The sequence below is a fragment of the Microcoleus sp. Aus8_D2 genome, from assembly GCF_036702665.1.
Classification (GTDB): domain Bacteria; phylum Cyanobacteriota; class Cyanobacteriia; order Cyanobacteriales; family Microcoleaceae; genus Microcoleus.
This window is the reverse complement of record NZ_JAUBUN010000033.1, coordinates 54534-74905: the sequence shown is the minus strand read 5'-3', so window position 1 is coordinate 74905 and position 20372 is coordinate 54534. Positions and strand designations below refer to the sequence as shown.

The following is a 20372-nucleotide window of genomic DNA, read 5'->3' as shown; positions in this document are numbered from 1 at the left end:
GTCGATCGAGTTGTATGCGCCAGTCATAAATACAATTTAGTCTTCTACAACTTCGCCGATCATCTGCCTGGAGACATAATTATCCCGAACTCAAATAAATACCTGAGCTGACCATTCAGGCAAATCAAACTTAAAGTCTTCTTCCCCAACTTCTACAATTTTGTTGTACATCCACTCGTGCCAAGTTCCGGTATCGGGAAAGTTAGGAATGCAGTAATCAGATAGATAAGTGTCAGAAAAATTGGCCACCACTACTATTCGCGAACCCTCATCGCTCCAGCGATAGTAAGCGAGCACTTTTGCTTCGGCATTTTCGTGGAGAAATTCAATATTTTCGGTGTAAAGTGCCGGAAAATTTGTCCGCAATCGAATCAGGTGTTTGTAGTATTCCAACAAATCACGATTCTGTTGATTGTTCAACAAAGACCATTGCAATTTATTCGGCTGGTTGGGAGTTTGGCAAGTGGATTGTCCGAACTCTTCGCCCATCCACAGCATCGGTATTCCCACTGCTGTAATTAACAAAACCGCTGCCAATTTAGCGCGTTTAAAAGCAGCTTCGGGGTCGAGATTTTCAAAGCTAGATTCTGCCAGCAAGTGGTTGCGGTCGTGACTGGCTAAATAATTGATAACATTAGTTGTGTGTTGATAGCCTTGTTGTGTGGCATCCAGAACTTGCTTGAGCTTTTCGATATCGAAACTATTCCCCGCCAGATTTTCGAGGGCAAAAATCCGAAAACTTTCGCGCCAGCAAGCGTCCATCGGCCCGTCCGCCGCCACCAGTTCGGGAAGTTCGGGAATGTGTTCTGCGATGTTGTAAAATGGCTTGTCGCCGGCAGTTTTTCTCGCTTCGGCAGTTATCCAGTGCAAGAAATCTCTATTTTCCAACTGCCGCACTGCGTCGTAGCGAATGCCGTCGATCTGATATTCTTGAATCCAGAAATTAACCACATCGCCGATGAATTGCCAAGCCGGACGAATGCCGAGTTTGGCGTCGAAGTTTTCGTAATTAAACTCCGGGCCCCAGTAGTTAGCGGGATCTTCGGGATAATGTTTGTCCTGGTAGTACCAATAATTGCGATCGATTAGCAATAAGGGACATTCTTCGTCGCAGTGGTTGTAAATGCCATCCAAGATGACTCGGATGCCCCGTCTGTGGCACTCGTCAACCAATTTCTTCAAATCTGCGGTTGTACCGTAGCTGGACTCTACGGCGAAGAAATCGCGGACTTTGTAGCCCCAGCTATAATCACCGGGATATTCATTAACAGGCATTAGTTCGATCGCATTTATCCCCAAATCACCGAGATCATCTAATTTCGCGATTACCTGCTGAAACTTACTGCTGCGATCGGAACCATCGGCGCCACAAAAATCAGCAACGTGCAGTTCGTAAATCACTAATTCTTCATTTTCGGGAAGTTCCGTGTCGTCGTGTTCCCAAACATAAGTATCAATAATTCGCTCTCCGGCTTTGATACGAACTGCACTGGTATGAGTAGTGCGATCGATCTCAGTAGCGTAGGGGTCATTAACTTCTACCCATTCGTCCGGTTCAACACAGGGACTTTGCGACTGAACTCGGAACTTATATTGATAAATACCGTCTGCGAGCTGAATTTGAGTGCGAAAATAACCTCTCTCATCTTTTTCTAAGGGAATTTCTTCCCATTGGGAAAATGAGCCGAGCAGTGTAGCTGCTTTGTTGTTGGGAGCGAAGAGTTTGAATTCAATTGCAGCACTCATGAATACTTGGCTGGCAGAACTTATAAGTGGGATTAGTATTCATTTTTACAATTTTGCCAATCTGTCGCCATCGTTCTTAAGAGTTAAATTGTAACTCTAATGTTGTAAGGTGCTGGGGTCGCACCCTATCAAAATCCTTTGTCTCTCTCGTTTGCATCCCAGTCTCGATCCCCCCTAGCCCCCCTTAAGAAGGGGGGGGACAAGAGTGTTTCCGATCCCCCCCTTTTTAAGGGGGGTTAGGGGGGATCAGCGGGCCTAACACCAGCAACCTACCGATTGAGTCAGGTGCACACAAGCAAAGCACTCGGAGACCTGATTTCAATCAAAATTGTAGCTAAAGTAACTAAAAAATATCAGACGTTATTTATGAAAATTAATTTAACTTTTGATAACTAGATAAATCGCGCTGGAAGATTAATATTTGTAACCAAAGGAACATTTTTTAGCTGACAGAGCTAATACCGTAGAAAGATGTCATTTTAGGCGGAAAGGGCGAGGATGAGCTTGTAGTTATCAAGTAAGGGAAACCAGAAAGATAAATACTTTATTCAACTGGATTCTCGGGCGATCGCCTTTAAGTCAAGTTTGAGCGGATCAGAGCAATGATTATTTTTGCTTATACATTGGGAGCACTTGTTTGTTAGTCAAAGACTGGGAAACTTTGCAGAACCAAAATCAGCTTAAACGACTGCTGCTACCTCAGTAATTGGTAATTGGTGAAAATTTCATCCGTCCCTGTTACCTGTTAGATCTTCCGAGCAGCGGCTAAGATGGCTCTAAAAGTTTAATGTGGGATGTTGACGAATTACCGTTACTGTAAAAACTCTGGAGTGTTAAAAATGCTAAAACAAATGTGTTGGTTGCCCAGATTGGGAGGCAATGGAGAAACGATATTGCACCTCCGCACCGAAGCCCGTCAAGCGTGGCGGCCTTATACAGCTTTTCCGCAGTTCGCGGTCTCGGACTACCTGGAACCGGGCGGTTCTAAGGGATGGGCAACTTTTCAGAAGCTGATAACTCAAGGGTGGAATTTAGTATCGACTGAAGATGGGCAGCAGTCGTTCTTTGACCAACAAAAAAGTGCTTGAGGAAGCAGAAACCGCAGGCAGAAAAGAAGAGGTAAAATCCTCTTCTTTTTTTAGTATTTGGGACGAATAAACTACTATAAGTTCGTAGTGCGTCCTGGCGTCCGCAAAAAGCTGCGGACGCCAGGACGCACTACAAACCTTTTATGATAGTTCGTTTCGCCCTTTCTGACTTTCTGACTATGCTGGTATTGCTACCTTATCCAACACCGGCTGGCGAGTTTTCAAATTAAACCGATAGCCGTGGGGGAGGATGTGCAACTTGGCCCCGCAAAGCGCCAAAGCCTCATCCTTCAACAGTCCATCCATATTGTCGTGGAGTTTTTCCGACTCGTCGATGACAGTCACAGCCCCTTGGCCAATGACTGCAACCTCGTCACCGCTGACTAAAATAGCTGTATTTTCGTCAATCCCAAATCCCAACACGGCTGGTTGCAGCAAGAGTGCGGCAACTAAGCGTCCCAAACGGCCTCGCTGGGCGAAATGCTGGTCGATGACAATTCCCGGCAGGAAACCCATTCCTGGGCCCATTGCTACCACGTCAACGCGAGGATTTGTCTCCGAGTCTCCTTCAATAATCATCATGTCTGGCATCATCGCCGCGCCTGCACTGGTGCCGCCCACGATCGCCCCTTCCGAGTAGCGTTTGTGCATAGCTGCGTCGAGTTTGGTATCTTTCAAGCAGCTAATAATCCGCGCTTGCTCTCCGCCGGTAAAGAATATGCCTGTCGCTTGTTCGATCGCTTCTAAATAATCTGGATTGTCAGCATCTTCGGGTTTCTGGGTATCAACCACTCGCACATCTTCAGCGCCCAGCCGTTCAAACACTCTGATGTAATTATCTCCGACTTCTCCCGGCAGACTTGTCGCAGCCGTCATCACTACAATGCGGGCTTTAGTGCCTCCAGCGCACCGCAAGAATTCCCGCAGAATTTTGCAGTCCCCGTCTTTGTCTTCAGCGCCGCCAATAATTAGCAACTTTCCCTGATTTTCGCTGCCAGCCATACGATCTGCACTCTTAATGGATTATATTTCAATAAAACATAACATTTTTGTCCCTAAAACTACCAAAAGGTAGAGATTGATACAGAAAAACTATCTGATTTTGATGTGTCTTGGATGCACGCAACTCAAGCGTTCCGGTTGTTTTACTCGAATTCCTGGCTGTAACGCTAAGTAGAAGGAAGAACGAAGAAGGGCCTTCGGCTTCGGTCAGGATAAAAAGAAGAGATACACAGCCAACCTTTTAGCGATCGGGATTTTACGTTGAATTGGGTAGATGTACTTATTTTTGATAAAAAAACGAACCCCTCCTCACACCATGGAGGAGGGGTCAAAAAATGAGTTTATATTACAGGACTTAGGCGTGCGACGTGTTTAACCCGGTTTCTAACTGGAGACTTAACCCATAAACCTCTGATTTTTCCGATCGACCGGGTTGATGAGCGCAACTTATAGATTAGTCCGATCGCGAGTTAGTGCGATCGATCGATCAAATTGCTCAACACTGTACGCGCCCGTTCCAAAGGCAGGTGTCTGGGTTTGCCGTTCCAGACAATCTGATATTCGTTGCTGTGTTGACCGTCGCCGTAGCCAGAAATCAGCTTCAGGTGAAATGCTTCCTCAGCTAATTGATGAACTTGATCCCTGAGAGCAGTTTGTGCAATCTTCATAATTTGCTGCCTCTTAAATCCTTTTTCACAGTCATAGCCAATTTTAATCGGCCGTGTACCCCTCAAAAGTTATAGCTTTTTTTGATTAGTCATTAGTCATTAGTCATTAGTCATTAGTCATTAGTCATTAGTTTTGGGCATGGGGAATTGGGCATGGGGAATTGGGCATGGGGAATTGGGAATTGGGCATGGGGAATTGGGCATGGGGAATTGGGAATTGGGAATTGGGGATGGGAATGGGGAATTCTCTCCCTCTCCCTCTCTCTCCCTCTCTCTCCCTCTCTCCCCCTCTCCCATTCTCCCTCTCTTCCCCTCTCCCATTCTCCCCCTCTCCATTCTCCCTCTCTCCCATTCTTCCCCTCTCCCTCTAGGCCTCTGCAATATCTATGCCCGCAGGTAGTATCTAAGGCGCCGACAAGAGAGCTAGTGTGACAAGTTAGCTAAAAGGAGGTTAGATAATGCTGCAAGAAAAAAATACCGATACAGCCCGGGTCAATGCTCGAAAAACCGATGTTTTTGATATTTTCAACTTCAAACACTATATGGGGCCGAACCCTTATTTAGAAACAGCGGCTTTAGTTTTCGATTTTGCGGTGACGGATGCGATCGCACCACAGCCGATCGCACATTACCAGGAAATTATCGGCGATCGCTACCCGCAACTGCTGCACGAAACCTTCACCAACCACGCCCAACTGTTCGGCCGCACCGCCTCAGAAGTAGCCAAACTCGACATGGGGTTGCACTTCCAACACTGGAACGTCAAACCATTTTCTCACTTTAGCAGAATCAGCATCGAAGCAATTCACGCCCGCAGCGCCAGAGCCGTAGTTTACGCTGTTTGGGATTGGTTTGAAGCCATCAATCAAAATCAAGATTTCCCCTTAGCAGCACAAATCGGCGCCCTGCAAAATATGTTCCGGCAGTCGGTTTACGGAGGCCCGACAGTTTATTCATTAATGCGATCGGCATCCCAAAAAGGCATTCCCGCATTTTATTTGTGGGATGAAGGATTGATGCAATACGGTTACGGTAAAAAACTGGTGCGCGGCTCGGCCACAACCTTTGATTCTGACAGCCATTTAGACTCAGATTTTACCACGCGCAAAGACGATTGTAAAGCTTTTCTCGCTACCTTAGGCTTTCCAGTTCCCAAAGGCGATATTGTCTCCACCGAAAACGGAGCTTTGGCAGTTGCGAGAGAAATTGGCTACCCAGTTGCTATTAAACCCGTAGTCGGTCATAAGGGAATTGGCGTCACCGCAGATGTCCGAGATGCTGAGGAATTGCAGGCGGCTTTTAAAAGAGCAGTTAACGCAATTCCAGAAACATCGCCCGTGCGAGTTATTGTGGAAAACAGTATCAAAGGAGCGGATTTTAGGCTGCTGTGCGTAGACGGCAAATTCGTTTCTGCAACTGAACGGCGGCCGGCTTGGGTAACAGGAGACGGCGAATTAACAATTCGCGAATTGATCCGCCGCGAAAACCGCAAACCTGAACGTTTGGACACGCCAACTTCGGCGATGAGCAAAATTCAGTCCGACGAAGCGATGGAAATGTATCTGGAAGAACAAGGGCTGTCATTGGATAGTGTCTTGGAGGGCGATCGCACTGTGTCTCTGCGCAAAGTCGCCAATCTTTCCGCAGGCGGCGTGAGCATTGATGCTACCCGCACCATTCACCCGGATAACATTGTTTTAGCTCAAGATATCGCCCTGCATTTTCGGTTAACTTGTTTGGGGATTGATGTCGTCACAGAAACTCTCGCCAAATCTTGGAAAACCGGGAATTTTGGGATTCTCGAAATCAATGCCGCGCCGGGAATTTTTATGCACCTCAATCCGGCTGTCGGAGAAGGGGTTGATGTGCCTTCGCATATTATCGATACTTTCTTTGAATCGGGAAAGTCTGCCAGAATTCCGATAATTACGTTCAACAGAATTTCGGTGCACGAACTGCAAGAAACCATCGATCGCATTTTGTTGCAGCATCCCGATTGGACAATCGGCGCTGTTTGTCGCGGTGGACTTTTTGTCAATCGTTCGGAAAAGGTGTTGAATAAAAATTACAATCTTAACGTGCAAACTTTGCTGCGGAATCCGAAGCTCGATTTGTTGATTGCTGAATATCCCGAAAATGTTTTGGAAGCTGAGGGAATGTTTTATCAGGGCAGCAATATGGTGGTGCTGGACAATCCGGGGGAAACAGAGATGATTTTGCTCAGGGAAAGCACTGATGATGATACCGTGGTGGTGCGGGAAGGCAATAGTATTTCTATCCGCCGCCAAGGTTTAATCGAACAGTACAGTCTGGAGGATGGGGAACCGTTTACTCGGGTGTATTTGAAGGAAATTGGGACTGTTTTGTAAGGTGAAAATTGCTACTTGAGTAAGGTGTGGGTTGCCCGCCCTTAAATCAACACGAAGGTGCGAATTGTTACTGGCACAAAGTAATAAGCGCACCTTTGTCTTAACGATTAAGTGAGAATTGCGATTTAGGCAAGGTTTGTATCCCCCACTCAAATTTAACAACTCAGTGCGAATTGCTACTTGTGTAAGGTACTTTCGGCGCACCCTACTTAGGTAAGGTAATTGTCATCTTGTCGTTACCAAACTAATATTTTCGTAGAAACCGACTTTATGAAGATAAATTCATATTTGTGCGATTTTAAGTTTTGACACAATCTTGTTTCTGCGCTGTCGATCGTGTTATCAAGGAAATTCAGAAGTATTCAAACAAATCGCGCTCCGCTGTCAGGCTGTGGAAATATGAATGTTGCGAACAATTGGTTTAAGTATGTGACGAAAAGTTTACAATCATACCGCCGCTACATTCCAGCAGCGCTGACTCTTTGTACGGGTGCGGGTTTGTCATTGATAGCGGCAGGCGTTGTCTGGAATTGGGAAAATCAGCGCATGGAAGCAGAATTTCATCAGCAAGCCGATCGCCTGAATGCGACATTGCAGCAAAGCATCAACAAAAATTTAGATTTTCTGTACTCAATTCAAGCATTCTACAGCGCATCTAGTGAAGTTAGCAGGCAAGATTTTAGAGAATTCGTTCAACCTGCACTTCCCAGAAATTCTGCCGTGTTTTCTGTCAACTGGGTTCTCCGCGTCCCGGCTGCGGACAAAGCAGCTTACGAAGAGGCAATTCGAGCCGAAGGTTTTGGGGCATTTCAAATTTATGAGCGAGATGCTGACAAAAAGCCTGTACCAGTCAAAGCGCGATCGGAATATTTTCCTGTCACATACAGAGAAGCCGTAGAATTAGACACAAAAGCACTTGGTTTCGATCTGGCATCGAATCCTGAACGCAAAGCAGCTTTAGAGAAGTCGGTGAATAGCGGGAAAATAGCCGCTTCTGGGAAGATTAAATTAATCAAGAACGATAAACCGGGAGTGCAAATATTTCTACCAGCACCTGGCCAGACAAGTTCTCCAGATAACTATGCCTACAGCAGCCAAAAACTCAGGGGAGTTATTTCGGGTGTGTTTCAGATTACCAATATGGTGAATTTTTATTTAGAATCGCTGAATTTAGACAAGATAAATTTTTACCTTTATGACAACTCTGCTACAGGGAAAGAACGCTTTCTGATTCGTTACGACTCGGAAGCGAAGGAGTTGATAGACGATCCAAAACTCGAAAAGCCTGAGTTAATTAATCTGGGGGGACAAATCTGTGCAAATCCTAGTGCTTGCAGTCGCACATTTAACGTAGCAGACCGCCAGTGGATGCTGCTAATTTTGCCGGGGAAGGGGTACAATGGTCTGAACACGCATCAGGGTTCGCTGGCAATTGGCGCGATCGGGCTTTTGATGACCGGCAGCTTGACGGCTTACCTGTTGATGTCTCTAGGACGTACAGCCAAAGTAGAACGCCAAGTGTGCGATCGTACAATTCAACTAAAACACCGCACCGCTGAATTAGAAACGGCACTGAAAAACTTGCAGTCAGCTCAACTTAAACTCATCCAAACTGAAAAAATGTCCAGCTTGGGGCAGTTAGTGGCTGGAGTGGCTCACGAAATTAACAATCCTGTCTGCTTTATTTCTGGCAACCTGAGCCATACAGGCGAATATACTCAAAACTTGCTGGAACTTGTGAAAATCTACCAGCAGCAATATCCCAACCCAACGCCAGAAGTACAAGAAAAACTACAAGATATAGATTTGGAGTTTATCCGAGAAGACTTGCCCAAACTCCTAAAATCCATGAATGTAGGAGCCGATCGCATCCGCCATATCGTGCTTTCTCTGCGGAGTTTTTCGCGATTGGACGAAGCTGAAATGAAGTCAGTAAATATTCATGAAGGTATTGACAGCACCTTGATGATTTTGGACAGTCGGCTGAAAGCGAACGGTGATTTTCCTGGCATTAAAGTCATCAAAGAATACGGGAATTTGCCCTTAGTGGAATGCTGGGCAGGACAATTAAATCAGGTATTCATGAATATTTTGAGCAATGCTATTGATGTTTTACATGAGGAAGAAAAGACACCTTTAACCATAAAATATAAGTCAGATTCAGAATTTTTGCCTTCGATTCGGATTCGCACTGAAGTTTTAAGTTATAATTGTGTAGGTGTGCGATTTTTTGACAATGGAGCGGGCATGACGGAGCGTGTAAAAAAACATTTATTTGAGCCGTTTTTTACTACCAAGCCTGTAGGCAAAGGTACGGGATTGGGATTGTCGATTAGCTATCAAATAGTTGAAAAACATCAAGGTTCGCTCAAGTGCGAATCCTCTCCGGGAGAAGGAACTGAATTCTGGATTGAGGTGCCAGTCAGGCAACAACCGGAGCCATCTGTTTATAAGGTTTCATCTGCGGTAAGTGTCAATCAATTTTAGATTTGAGATTTGAGATTTTAGATTGGGGAATGACTTACTGTCTAATGGTTTAGATATCCTCTACAGTTGCATCACCTACCGGGGACAGCACTGTTAAAAAATACTTCTTGCATTCATTATACCTCTTGAAAAACTATCTATGAACGGGCCAGATGCCCGTTCACAAACTAACTTTTTAGATGGAACAGGAAAGATCCCTGTTCCCAAATTTGATTAAAAAGACTTTTGCAAGATATAGCACTTGTAAGTATGTGAGGTACGCAGAAGAGATAGGGAAACGGCATTGCCGTGTCCCTACAGGGTTCTGGAATGTACCGAATAAATCTGCAATCTGCTGTATCTATTGAGATGCTCCGGTTAGAGTTATATCAATTAAAAAAAACCTGACTACCAAAAATAAATTAGAGATTTTTACCTGTAGGGAGAAGGCACCTTGAGTATCCGGAAATTTACGATAGTAACAGATAATTTATATAAGCTTAATGGTAGCAACAATTTGTCAAAATAAGCTGATTAGCAAGCTCGTCGTAATTTACATCTAAATATCGCCCAAAACAAATATCTGGGATTTTCCCCGCCGCGACAATTTATAATTGTAGTAAGACCCGATTACCAATTACTAATTACGATGTCTTTACAATTTATTAGCATTCCGCCAAGAACCGATCGCAAACCTGTAGCTTTAATTGTCGCTTTGCACGGATGGGGTGCTAATGCTCGGGATTTGACTAGCTTAGCACCGGCTTTCAATTTGCCGGATTATCAGTTTGTGTTTCCCGACGCCCCGTTTCCCCATCCCCAGGTAATGAGCGGCAAAATGTGGTATGACCTGGCAAACAAAGACGCTCAGGGATTGGTAGAAAGCAGGCAATTGCTGAGAGAATTGTTGCTGTCTTTGGAAAGCAGCACGGGCGTGCCTTTGTCTCGCACGATTTTAGGTGGCTTTTCTCAAGGCGGAGCGATGACTCTGGATGTGGGCTTGACTTTGCCTGTAGCGGGTTTAATTTGTCTGAGCGGTTATTTGCACTCCTCGATTTCGACCGTTGCTGGGAGTGCTTTGCCACCTGTTTTAATCGTGCACGGTACTCAAGATACTATTGTGCCCGTTAGTGCTGCGGTGCGATCGCGCGAGAGTTTGACTGCTTGGGGAGCGGCCGTGCAGTATCGAGAATTTAACATGGGACACGAGATTATGCCGGAAGTTGTAGATGTAATGCGAAGTTTTGTTGTAGGAACTGTGTCTAAATCGGATTAAAGGATTAGGATATAGTATGGCGGAAGTCTCGGGCAGGGTAAAAAAATGAAAACTTTAACCAAAGCATCGCGCGATATTGCTGTACTTACTTCTCAGGACGTGGCAGAATTGGCTGTCCGTTTGGAAGTTGACGATTATACAGATCCTTTTGAGGGATTGAATGATTGGCATTTGTTGCGATCGCTTGCCTTTCAGCGGCCGGAGATGGTTGAACCCTATCTCCACCTTCTGGATATGGAAGCCTACGACGAAGCATAGGCTTAAAAATCTAGCTGAAAATTTTCGACGGGATTGAGGAAGAAGTTAGCAGCGTATTTTGTTGCGGGTTGAACAGATGAGTTATAGATTTTTGTCTGTTTTTATCTCAACTTCTTTCTTGATTCTTTTTTATGAGAACATGAAACAAGGTTCGTAGTGAGGACTTTAGTCCGCAAAAAAAGAAGGACTAAAGTCCTCACTACAAACCAATCTTATCGCACATAAATAATATTATACGTAAGTCCTGTTCGTTCTAAAATCTAAAATCGTATGGTGAAGGGCAGGAAAATTTTAAAAGGTTCGTAGTGAGGACTTTAGTCCTTCCTAGATGCGGACTAAAGTCCTCACTACAAACCAATTTTATAGCACATAATATTATACGTAAGTCCAGTTCGTTCTAAAATCTAAAATCGCATGGTGAAGGGCAGGAAAATTTTAAAAGGTTCGTAGTGAGGACTTTAGTCCTTCCTAGATGCGGACTAAAGTCCTCACTACAAACCAATTTTATAGCACATAATATTATACGTAAGTCCAGTTCGTTCTAAAATCTAAAATCGCATGGTGAAGGCCAGGAAAATTTTAAAAGGTTCGTAGTGAGGACTTTAGTCCTTCCTAGATGCGGACTAAAGTCCTCACTACAAACCAATTTTATAGCACATAATATTATACGTAAGTCCAGTTCGTTCTAAAATCTAAAATCGTATGGTGAAGGCCAGGAAAATTTTAAAAGGTTCGTAGTGAGGACTTTAGTCCTTCCTAGATGCGGACTAAAGTCCTCACTACAAACCAATTTTATAGCACATAATATTATACGTAAGTCCAGTTCGTTCTAAAATCTAAAATCTAAAATCTAAAATCGTATGTTGAAGGACAGGAGAATTTTAATCGGCGTTAGTGGCGGGATTGCGGCTTACAAAGTTTGCGAAGTAGTTTCAACTTTAGCAAAAGCTGGAGCTGAAGTTAAAGTGATTCTGACTGATGCATCCGGAGAGTTTGTAACGCCTCTGACTTTTGCTACTCTTTCCCGCCATCCTGCTTTTACAGATCAGGATTTTTGGCAAGCAAATCACGGCCGCCCGCTGCACATTCAACTCGGAGAATGGGCGGAAGTTTTTGTGATTGCTCCCCTGACAGCTAATACTTTGGCTAAGTTGGCGGGAGGTTTTGCTGATAATTTGCTCACTAATACTGTGTTAGCTTCTACTTGCCCGATTTTGCTAGCGCCGGCGATGAATACGGATATGTGGGAACAGCCTGCGGTGCAGCGGAATTGGCGGGAAGTGTTGAGTTATCGGCGCTATCATGCGGCGAATCCGGGGGCGGGAATGCTGGCGTGCGATCGCGCGGGTGTTGGTAGGATGGCAGAACCTGGTGAGATTTTGCCTCATATTGAGTCGCTGTTGTATGCTAAGGGCGATCGAGATTTAGCGGGCAAACGCGTGTTAATCAGCGCCGGAGGAACCCGAGAACACCTCGATCCGGTGCGGTTTATCGGCAATCCTTCGACGGGCAAAATGGGCGTAGCTTTGGCACAAGCTGCACTGCATCGGGGCGCGACTGTAACCCTGGTACACAGTATCGCTGGGGAATTGCCGCTGTCTGGTGTACGGGCGATCGCAGTTACCAGCGCCCAAGAAATGCGGCAGGCGATGCTACAATGCTTTGGCGATGCAGATTTAACGGTGATGGCGGCGGCGGTTGCGGATGTAAAACCGGCCGATCGCAGTAATGAGAAATTGCCAAAGCGATCGCTCCCCAATGCTTTACCGTTAGCGCCGGTAGCTGATATTGTGGCAGAGTTGGGGAACTTGAAACAGCCACACCAAAAACTGATCGGCTTTGCAGCACAAACTGGAGATATTGTCAAGCCTGCGAGCGAGAAATTGCGGGCTAAGAACCTGGATGCGATCGCCGCAAACCCGATCGATAAAATAGGTGCAGGTTTCGGCAGCAATACCAATCAAGCAATATTGATTAATGCCGCCGGCAAGCAAGTAGAAATCGCACCTTGCAGCAAATTAGAAATGGCTCACCGGTTGTTTGATTTTGTAATGGAGGAGTGATATAATGCTCTGTGAATTAACCACAATATTTGTAGGGGCGGGTTCACCAACAATCTTTGATTCACATTCACAATATCTATAAACCCGCCCTGACAGATGCACAGAATGCGATCGACTTCCAAATTGTTATAAATTTGCTGGTTCCGGGGATAATTCTGATTCCACAAAATTCTTAGATTCCGACTCAGCCGGCAACTCAATATCTGCAACAGTAATTTCTAGTCTAAATCCTAACGCTTCCAGCAATTCTACCAAACTGTAAATTTCCGAACCGCCACTTTCAGTCAGCATCCCATCGAGTTTTTCGTGATATTCTTTTGCTGAATCAGAAAGAGCATCCATCCTGATTCGAGCCTCAATCACCTTTCTGATGGCATTTCTCAGCAGTGCGGGTTCAGGATCTTTTTCTTCCAAAATAGCCCCGATGTAACCAGCAGCTTCTTCGGGATCTTTGAGAGATTCAATGAGGTACTCGCGGTAGCTATCACTTGTCGGTGCTTTCACGTTTTTCATAATCTTTCCAGTATGCTATAGCTTGTCGAATGTCTTGTTCTTGAGTGCTTTTATCTCCGGCTACTAAGATGACCACAATTGTCAATCCAACTTGTCCGAAGTAGAGGCGGTAGCCCGGCCCATAATTAATTCTGAGTTCAAAAACCCCTTCTCCCACTGACTTGACATCTCCGAGATTACCTTCTTCAACTCGGTCAAGCCTAGACTTGATTCTAACTCTAACATTCCGATCGCGGAGGGAATCAAGCCACTCTCCGAATGGAACTTTGCCGTCTGATGTCTCGTAACGTCGAATTTCACGCTTGTTGTACTTCCATAATTTTATCTTAATTCTTTACCAATTTCTATAATAAGGCTGTGAAGCGTAGCTATCCCGTAGGGAATCGCCTCCGCATTCCCCAAGCAAATCATACTTCAGACAGAGGCATTCGATCGCCTTTCAGGTAAATCTTGTGCAGGAAACTTTGATTAAAACAGGGAATTGTGAATGAACTTTAAATCGATCGCAAAAACCAATCTACTGCTCAGCAGCCTAATCGTGAGTCTGGGATTGCAAACACTTCCAGCCGCAGCAGAAGCAGTCACCGACGCGCAAGTTTCCGCCCTCGTAGAAGCGCTGCGACAAGCCGCGCCGCCGCAAACCGCAAATGACGGAATGTACAGTCAGTGGCAAGTTTTGCCCGGGAATATTTCCCGCTGGGCAAAATTCTGTACCAAACAAGAATTAACACCGCAGCAATTTGAGGCCGACGCCACAAAAGCCCAATCAATTGTTACCTGTATCGTGGGCGATTTGCTGCGCGACGAATACAAAGCTAGCAGCAACAATGAATTAACCGCTATACGCCGCGCTGCTTGCTGGTGGATGACTGGGGACTCCGCAGCTTGCAAAAGTGGCGCCACTGCTACTTATGCGGACAAAGTTGTCAGCGTTTACCAGCAGCAGCGGGCTAAAAAGTAAGGTTTGTGCTGCGGGATTTAGATTCTTTTGACCGCAGATAGTGGCAGATTAACTCAGATTAACGCAGATTGGCGATCGGTTTCATTCCCCGATCGCCAATTCATCTTCTTTTAAAATAACCCTTAGCCTAAATCCTAGCGCATCCAATAACGCGATCGAAGTGTAAATTTCAGAAGCGCCACTTTCGGAAATAATTTTATCTAGTTTCTGGTGATGCACTTGAGCTGCCTTCGAGAGATTGTTTTCCCGCAAACGCGCATCAATTACGTCTTTAAATTCCGCCCGCAGCAGTTGAGAATCGGGTGATTCTGCTTCTAAAGCCACACTGAGGTAAGCCACAGCTTCGGCGGGGTTTTTTAGCGATTCAATTAGTGCATTTAGCCAGCTATCACTGGTTGGCGCTGTCACGTTTTTCATAATACCTCTTGCATTCATTCCCAAATTATCGGAAAATTATCTGCGTTAATCTGTGTTTATCTGCCTGACATCTGCGGTTTCTGTATCAATGAAAGATTTATGCAATTCAAGTCTATTTTCCGCCTGACTTCTCATCAACTTTTGCACGCTCCCCAACGCCCGATTTAATTCGTAACTCTTTCTTTCCGAATTCTGCAAAAAAGCCTGCTGTTCTTCCTCAATCATCAACACATCCTGCCGCACCAAACCATCTAATAACTTTTGAGCAGCACCGAAACAACTATCTTTGATAAACTTGCGAAACCAAACAGGCAATTTGTGCAACCGCCAAAACGCATTTAATGAGGTAAAATGAATTAAATAAGCGCGAGTTGCTGTCTCGCTTACCGGACAAACCAAGCAGTAAATCTTAAAGTCGCTTCCCAGTGTTGAAACCCAGTGCGGGTAAACGTAACTCACATCAAGCGGTTCCGGGTGCAGCTTCCGCAGAGATTTAAAAAATAACTGGGAAATTGACCAAATTTTATCTATTTTGTAATAACTTTGTGCTTGATAGCGAGCAGTTACTTGATGCTCGTTCTCTGCTAAAGTATCTAATACCGGATTTGCCCAAGCTTGCCAATCGTCGTGCAAGTGTCCGTGGTACATATCCATCAAGTTTTCAATTAAAAATGAGTAATGAGCCTGACAGTCTATGAGTGAAACTGTGGCAATATAATTGAGATGTTCCCACTCGGGCAAATTTAATAAATCTATCTTTTCGGCTTGGCTTTCCTCGCCGGGAAACAGCCAGATAAAACCGTTTTGTTCTTTGACTGGATAGGATCGAATCTGGCAGTTAGGTAGCTTTTGATTTTCTGCTAAATAATCGACTTCGGCGCATTCTCCCCTGGCATTTAACCGCCATCCGTGGTACGCGCATTCGATTAAATCGCCTTTAACTTTGCCGTGGCTGAGTTTAACTTGTCGGTGCGGGCACCTATCTTCTAAAGCGTTGATTTTGCCTGCACTGTCGCGGAAAAGCACGATCGCCCGATGCCACAATATCACAGCTAGCGGCTGACTCTGTACCTCTGTGCTGCGGGCGACTGCATACCATTGCTCTAAATTAATGCCCAACTCGCGGATGTGAGTTTTTTCTACCCTTTCAGATACCGATTTTATCCCGTTGTTTTGCATTACAAATTTTCCCAAATTACGCCCATAAAACAACCCAATCTTACAAAATAACAGCCGGGAAAGCAACGACCGTAAATTTTTTTAAATCTCCCTTCTGACAAATACCTGTCGCTCGCTAAATGCTTCAACCAGCTTGGCGACAATCTAAATTTCAACAATCTTGAAGCATCGCGAAATCCGTATTTAGAACAATCGGGAATAAAATCTTTGGCTGCACCTATGATGTAGCCGATGGTAGCAGGTGTTTCGACTTCCGAAACATTATCTAAAAAGACGACTTTCCCCTGCCGATTTAACAAGTTTTTAATGGCACCTAGGGCGGCGGGGAGGTTGGGTAGGTGGTGAAAAGTGGTGGCACTAACTATTAAATCAAATTGGCGATCGAGCGCTAATTGACTGGCATCCATTTGGATGTATTCGATATTGGGGGCTGAGCGTTTTTGACTAGCAATAGCCAGCATTTTTGCTGATAAATCTACCGCCACTACACGCTCGTAATACTTAGCTAATTCCCAAGCCAGAATGCCAGAACCGCAGCCAATATCTAATGCTGTACCTTTGTTGGAAGACAGATTTTTAGTAAAAAAATCGTTCTGGCTTTCCAAGGTGGCAGCGAAATCGTATTCTGTTGCAAAATCATCAAACGTTACAGATTTATTGGGAATTTTCCAGTTACTCTTCAGCATCTATTCTTGCTTTATACTCATTCAACATTTTACCCGCAGATGCACCCAAAGCGACGGCGATGTTTTTTTGTTCCCAAACTATGACTTTTCTCCTCAGCGAAACCACACCCACAAACCGTAACTCATCTGAATTGCTAGTAATATTACTAACAAACTCAGGAGAGCGATCGCTCCTAATCCTCCGAAAAGACCTAAAATTAGTGTCACAACAGCCGCAGCTAACTTTAAGGTAGGACTCCATATCGGGTGAGCGGGTTCGTCCTCATCTCGGCGCAAAGTGGTTTCCAGTAGAGCAATCACAGCTAAAGAAATTGCTAAAGAACCGCAAATTAAGCACCGCACGTTCAAAGGCAGCACTGTTGCTTTCGAGGCAATTACATTGTTGATTCCCGCCGCCGTTGCTGTCACCGACATTACCAACGGCATATGCAAATATCCCCATGCAAATACCCAACCAGTTGCAGGTTTTGGAGGCCTGCGAGCGACAAAATCAAAGTATATCCACCAGATACCGAAAGTTAGGGTCATTCCCAGAATTCCAGTGATGGCATGGGCGAAATCAAAGTGTTCTTTGGCGGCTAATCCTTGAACTACGCTGACTACGGCTTCCCCCAAAACGATAATCATAAATAGTCCGTATCTTTCGGGAAGTCTGGAACTGCTGAATTTGGGCAGCTTTGCTTGGTGCTTGAGGGTCAAAATTGGGGTATTGATATCAACAAACAAGCCGATCGCCCACAATAAAAAACGTGTGGGCGCAGGTACGAAAACGGATAAGATAAAAAAGGCGATCGAAATGCTAGAACCCATGACAAACCGTTTCGCAGTCGGGCGGAAACTTGGTTCGTGATAGCCTGCCCGCCACCATAGAACAGTTACGATCGATCGCGCAAATACGTAAGATAAGGCAAAACCCACAGAGGTTTCTCCTAAACCGTGGTGGGAAAATACCGCCAATCCCGCTACAGCCAAAATTAGGAGAAATGTAAACAAGCGATTTTCAATTCCTTCTGTCTCAAACCGCTCGTTATAGTAAGTTGCACCGATCCAAACCCACCACGCGGGCAAGAATAGCAAGATGTATTTACCCGCACCTACCCAAGAAACATCGATCGCCAAATTGTGCGATAATTCGGCAATAATGACTACAAATACTAGGTCAAAAAAGAGTTCCAGCCAGCTAACTTTCCGGTGCAAGTGCTGTTCTTCGTCGGTGCGGATTTGCGGTTTTTGCCACCAGATTCTTTTAGCCATAAACCAAGTTTTTTTGTGCTAATTTAACTCGACATCAAATAAAAAAGTTCGTAGTGAGGACTTTAGTCCTTCTATGGATGCGGACTAAAGTCCTCACTACGAACCCGTTTTGTTCGTGCGGACACAATCTAAAATCCACCCGCTGCAAACCTTAGATTTTTAGCACGCCTTCGGGATTCACCGTCAAGAGCGATCGCCTTTGCAAACCCTCCTGATATAAAATAGCATTAGCAGCCAACAAACCGCTGCTCACCGCCCTTTCCATCAAACCGCAAGGAAACGGCATTTTTACCCAATCTCCCGCAAACAACAGGTTGGGAACAGCGCAGCAAGTCTCCGGCCTTTCCGCATAACTACCGGGCGGATAACCCGAGAAATTCTTTTGGTTCACCAGTTCCCGGTGCAGCACATTCGCTGCTTTTAATTCCGGTACAATTTCATACAATTCTCGCTCAAAAGTCGCCAGCAAAACTTCCTGGTTTGGAAATTCCTTCTCTTTGTAACAATAAGCGTGCAGTTCCACTACGCTGCCGCCAGTTTTCTGATGCCACTCGATGAACTGATCCTGGATTTTGTGGTAAAGTGTGATGCTGTCGGTCAGTTTGTAGCCGGAAAGTGAAGTAAAATAGCTGTGTTCCCAGGCAAAATCGCGATCGAACCAAAAACGCCCAACCGCAAACGGATCTGCTATTTTCAATTTCTCAATTCGGCTCTGCACCTGCAGATTCACCTCGCCGCTGGCCAAACTAAACAAATGCTGCATCCCCGGAACATCCGCCGCAAATACATAATAATCAGCCTTCAATGTTTCCCCCACATTCTGCGGTTGCGACTTGTTAACCGCTGCGGCTAACTGTATCTCATCTGATTTTTTATCAACTACTTTAAATCGAGGCAAATCCCGTTGAGCAGGCCCGCTCACAACTCGCCCATCAGCATCAAAAACTGCCCCATGACAAGGACAGTGAAATTGACCGTCATTTTGTTTCTGAACCGTGCAGCCTTGGTGAGTACAGCTCAGAGAAATTGCCTCTTTTCCTCCAGGTGCGGCGGCAAACACGCTGTCGCCAGCGCCGAAATATTCCGTAGAGTTGCTGTCAGTTAACAGCGCGTTTCGCTTCACCCAAAAAGGTACTTTACTTTGCACTTCTCCCGACTGATAAGTCAAAGAATCAATCTGGCCGTTTTCCCAGTGAATATTACTAACTGCGACATCTGTCAATACTTTGCCACCTTTGCTTTCAATGGATCTGGCAATCGGCTGCACCAAACTCGTGCCCATATCTTGCCGCGTGCCGTTGAAGGCCAAACCTTCGGGATTTCCGAAAAAGTAAAAGTGGAAGAATTGCATTAATTCTCCTACGCTCAATTCGTCGGGAGCGTTGAGGCTTGATTTGGCAAAAGGCAGAAAATACAAGTCGTAAAGTCCGCGCGGGAATTCACCTTTTACCCAGTCGGCGACTGATATATTGTCGAGTCGGTCAAAACTTTTTTGAGTTTGAAAACCGCCGATTTCCCGAAAAACTTGCCAGTGAGCGGGTTTTGTCAGATTGATTCCCCACTTGAGCCGGTTGGGAGAAGATATCCCCAAGTCAACTATATTCCAGGGGAAAGCTGAATGGTTGGGACGGAAAACTTCTGGTTTGTATTTGCCGTCTCGAAACACAACGGCGTAGGATTCTAAAGATACAAAGTTATCGGTAATTTCTAGTTCTTTGACCACACTTTTGAGGTTGTAGTATTGCGGGAAAAAACCGTGAAAACCGTGTTCCATCATAAAGGTTTCGTTCCCGACTTGTATCGGCCAACTAGCAATTTTACCGCCGAGTTGGGGCGATTTGTCCAACAGCGTCACGGCGAAACCCCGCTGACTCAGTTCGTAAGCACAGGCGAGCCCTGCTAAGCCTGCGCCGACAACCGCAACGGTTTTGGGTTTATTCAGCATTCGCGGCAAGTCAAGAGTATCTTGCTGGAAAACGGCGGGTTCGGGCTTGGACAATCGAGAGTAGCCCAGCAGCCCGCCTGCGGCTCCGACTCCGAGGAATTTGAGGGCGGTTCGTCGAGAAACTGGTTGAGATAGCGGTGGATTGGTTGATTCACTCATAAAGCTGGTTCAAACAAAAAGGTCATCCGATTTTCAATTTCAGACTTCGGCGTGAGCGCTCAGTCGAACGATTTTAGATTTTAGAGGCGATCGGCGAATGTTTCCGGGGACTTGTACCTAAAAACATCTCAAATCGGCTGTTGTCTCTAAAATTCTTCCGCGATGGCGTATATGCCATAAGCCATACATCATAAGACCTAAGACCTAATACTGGCAGAAATACTCAGACAGATTATCGGGTTGCAGGGAGTCGATCGCGCGATCGCAAATTAATGTATCTCAGGTATGATGTCTCCAGGGCTATTGTAAAGTAATGTTACGC

The 20372-nt window shown here is 45.3% G+C and carries 18 protein-coding genes; 8 read left to right on the top strand and 10 right to left on the bottom strand.

What is annotated here, in order from left to right:
• Positions 1 to 90: 90 nt before the first annotated feature.
• Positions 91 to 1746 carry an alpha-amylase family glycosyl hydrolase gene (locus QUB64_RS23070; RefSeq protein WP_333275069.1) on the bottom strand — a complete coding sequence of 552 codons (1656 nt, stop codon included), beginning with the start codon at positions 1744 to 1746 and terminating at the stop codon, positions 91 to 93.
• Between the two features lie 839 nt (positions 1747 to 2585).
• On the opposite strand from QUB64_RS23070, the gene QUB64_RS23065 reads away from it, so the two are divergent.
• Positions 2586 to 2834, top strand: a complete 249-nt coding sequence (locus QUB64_RS23065; protein ID WP_333275066.1) for a hypothetical protein — start codon at positions 2586 to 2588, stop codon at positions 2832 to 2834.
• Between the two features lie 177 nt (positions 2835 to 3011).
• Here the strand turns inward: QUB64_RS23065 and QUB64_RS23060 are convergent, their stop codons facing one another.
• Together QUB64_RS23060 and QUB64_RS23055 are read right to left on the bottom strand one after the other, a co-directional pair.
• Complete coding sequence (locus QUB64_RS23060) at positions 3012 to 3836, bottom strand: cyanophycinase (protein ID WP_333275064.1); 825 nt, start codon at positions 3834 to 3836, stop codon at positions 3012 to 3014.
• A gap of 470 nt (positions 3837 to 4306) precedes the next feature.
• Entirely contained in the window at positions 4307 to 4504 is a 198-nt protein-coding gene (locus tag QUB64_RS23055; RefSeq protein WP_333275063.1) for a hypothetical protein, read from the bottom strand.
• A gap of 139 nt (positions 4505 to 4643) precedes the next feature.
• Between QUB64_RS23055 and QUB64_RS23050 the strand changes: the two genes are divergently transcribed.
• The 6 genes from QUB64_RS23050 (at position 4644) to coaBC (ending at position 12936) form a co-directional block, all read left to right on the top strand.
• Positions 4644 to 4904, top strand: a complete 261-nt coding sequence (locus tag QUB64_RS23050) for a hypothetical protein (RefSeq protein ID WP_333275060.1) — start codon at positions 4644 to 4646, stop codon at positions 4902 to 4904.
• A 58-nt stretch (positions 4905 to 4962) separates the two neighbouring features.
• Positions 4963 to 6873: an ATP-binding protein gene (locus QUB64_RS23045; RefSeq protein ID WP_333275058.1), complete on the top strand. Its 1911-nt coding sequence runs from the start codon at positions 4963 to 4965 to the stop codon at positions 6871 to 6873.
• 399 nt (positions 6874 to 7272) lie between these two features.
• Entirely contained in the window at positions 7273 to 9360 is a 2088-nt protein-coding gene (locus tag QUB64_RS23040) for a CHASE domain-containing protein (RefSeq protein WP_333275056.1), read from the top strand.
• A gap of 628 nt (positions 9361 to 9988) precedes the next feature.
• On the top strand, positions 9989 to 10615 hold the full coding sequence (locus tag QUB64_RS23035) for an alpha/beta hydrolase (RefSeq protein WP_333275054.1): 627 nt from the start codon (positions 9989 to 9991) through the stop codon (positions 10613 to 10615).
• 45 nt (positions 10616 to 10660) lie between these two features.
• Complete coding sequence (isiD, locus tag QUB64_RS23030; RefSeq protein ID WP_106150386.1) at positions 10661 to 10873, top strand: protein IsiD; 213 nt, start codon at positions 10661 to 10663, stop codon at positions 10871 to 10873.
• An 860-nt stretch (positions 10874 to 11733) separates the two neighbouring features.
• Positions 11734 to 12936, top strand: coding sequence for a bifunctional phosphopantothenoylcysteine decarboxylase/phosphopantothenate--cysteine ligase CoaBC (coaBC, locus tag QUB64_RS23025; protein ID WP_333275051.1), 1203 nt, complete (start codon positions 11734 to 11736; stop codon positions 12934 to 12936).
• Positions 12937 to 13062: 126 nt separating this feature from the next.
• Here coaBC and QUB64_RS23020 read toward each other — a convergent pair whose 3' ends face one another.
• Positions 13063 to 13449 carry a helix-turn-helix domain-containing transcriptional regulator gene (locus QUB64_RS23020; protein WP_333275048.1) on the bottom strand — a complete coding sequence of 129 codons (387 nt, stop codon included), beginning with the start codon at positions 13447 to 13449 and terminating at the stop codon, positions 13063 to 13065.
• Positions 13421 to 13774, bottom strand: a complete 354-nt coding sequence (locus tag QUB64_RS23015; protein ID WP_333275208.1) for a type II toxin-antitoxin system RelE/ParE family toxin — start codon at positions 13772 to 13774, stop codon at positions 13421 to 13423. The genes QUB64_RS23020 and QUB64_RS23015 overlap by 29 nt, the downstream gene beginning before the upstream one ends.
• Before the next feature lie 162 nt (positions 13775 to 13936).
• Here QUB64_RS23015 and QUB64_RS23010 point away from each other — a divergent pair, with 162 nt between their 5' ends.
• On the top strand, positions 13937 to 14410 hold the full coding sequence (locus QUB64_RS23010; RefSeq protein WP_333275045.1) for a hypothetical protein: 474 nt from the start codon (positions 13937 to 13939) through the stop codon (positions 14408 to 14410).
• Positions 14411 to 14491: 81 nt separating this feature from the next.
• On the opposite strand, the gene QUB64_RS23005 is transcribed toward QUB64_RS23010, so the two are convergent.
• The 5 genes from QUB64_RS23005 to QUB64_RS22985 all read right to left on the bottom strand — a co-directional run bounded on the left by QUB64_RS23005 (position 14492) and on the right by QUB64_RS22985 (position 20050).
• Positions 14492 to 14827, bottom strand: coding sequence for a helix-turn-helix domain-containing transcriptional regulator (locus QUB64_RS23005; RefSeq protein WP_333275042.1), 336 nt, complete (start codon positions 14825 to 14827; stop codon positions 14492 to 14494).
• Positions 14828 to 14872: 45 nt separating this feature from the next.
• Positions 14873 to 16006, bottom strand: coding sequence for an aromatic ring-hydroxylating dioxygenase subunit alpha (locus QUB64_RS23000; protein ID WP_333275038.1), 1134 nt, complete (start codon positions 16004 to 16006; stop codon positions 14873 to 14875).
• Positions 16006 to 16692 carry a class I SAM-dependent methyltransferase gene (locus tag QUB64_RS22995; RefSeq protein WP_333275035.1) on the bottom strand — a complete coding sequence of 229 codons (687 nt, stop codon included), beginning with the start codon at positions 16690 to 16692 and terminating at the stop codon, positions 16006 to 16008. Before QUB64_RS22995 ends, QUB64_RS23000 begins: the two co-directional genes overlap by 1 nt.
• Positions 16693 to 16785: 93 nt before the next feature.
• On the bottom strand, positions 16786 to 17946 hold the full coding sequence (locus QUB64_RS22990) for a low temperature requirement protein A (RefSeq protein WP_333275032.1): 1161 nt from the start codon (positions 17944 to 17946) through the stop codon (positions 16786 to 16788).
• Between the two features lie 151 nt (positions 17947 to 18097).
• Positions 18098 to 20050, bottom strand: coding sequence for an FAD-dependent oxidoreductase (locus QUB64_RS22985; RefSeq protein ID WP_333275030.1), 1953 nt, complete (start codon positions 20048 to 20050; stop codon positions 18098 to 18100).
• Positions 20051 to 20372: the final 322 nt, after the last annotated feature.